General features: G+C 36.9%; 1 pseudogene. It reads left to right on the top strand.

What is annotated here, in order from left to right:
* Positions 1-144: 144 nt before the first annotated feature.
* Positions 145-984: pseudogene (locus tag DF281_RS14450) on the top strand (bifunctional transcriptional activator/DNA repair enzyme AdaA); the annotation flags it as partial.
* Positions 985-1,144: the final 160 nt, after the last annotated feature.

Below are 1,144 nucleotides of genomic sequence, written 5' to 3'. Positions count from 1 at the left end.
AAAGAAACATATGTTCTTATCTAAGCTAAAAGAAAAAGGCGATAAGACCTTTATATCAGTTTTCGAGTTACCAACGGTAACCCTCAAACTGAACGGTATTCATCCCCCACTTATAGAAGCTGGGGGAATTCTACCGAAACGATGTTAAATACACCTACTTCGTTGTCACCTGAAGTGAAAAAGTTAGTTGAAGCAATAGAAGAAAATCCACAGAAAAAATCGTCGGATCGAGATTTTGACGAATTATCGATGAGTGCGAATACAGCGAGACGACAATTCAAAAAACAGTTCGGGATGACCTTTATTGAATATGCGCGTTCTCGAAGAATGGGGATGGCATTCCAACATATTCGAAATGGTAAACCATTAATCGAGAGTCAGTTAGATAGTGGTTTTGAGTCAGGGAATGGCTTTAGAGATGCGTTTACTCGTGTTATGGGAACTGTTCCAAAAAGAAAGGATCAAGTAAGACTTTTTACAGCAAAGTGGATTGAGACGAAATTAGGTTCGATGGTCGCGATTGCGGATGATCACGCATTATTTTTATTGGAATTCGTTGATCGACGGGGATTAGAAACTGAAATTGAGAAAATGCGCAAGAAATTTTCTGCTGCAATTATACCCGGTTCAAATGAAGTGCTAGAACAATTAGAAGAAGAATTAGCATTGTATTTTGAAGGGAAGCGAATGACCTTCAAAACGCCGATTTCTATGGAATTAGGTTCTGATTTTCAAAGGGAAGTATGGGCATTATTAAGGGAAATACAACCGGGCGAGACTATATCATATAAGGATTTAGCTATACAAAAAGGTAATCCTAATGCATTTCGAGCTGTTGCGAGAGCAAATGGCGCAAATCAGATTTCAATATTAATTCCATGTCATCGCGTCATTAATACAAATGGAGAGTTAGGTGGATATGGTGGAGGTATTCATCGAAAAGATTGGCTCTTACAATTAGAAAAAAAGATGAGGGATGAATGAAAATCCCCCATCTTTTTATTATTGATTAATTAATTGAATCAATTTCATAATTCGATTTTTTCAAGAGCTTAGATTGCTCCGATGTAAAAACTATCGTTTTTAAAATTTATGCAGGTACTTTTGCATGACTTAATTGCGAATTGATGCGGTCAACTGCTAA

The sequence above is a fragment of the Kurthia zopfii genome (assembly GCF_003143955.1).
Taxonomy (GTDB): domain Bacteria; phylum Bacillota; class Bacilli; order Bacillales_A; family Planococcaceae; genus Kurthia; species Kurthia zopfii.
This window is presented reverse-complemented; position numbering and strand designations above follow the sequence as displayed.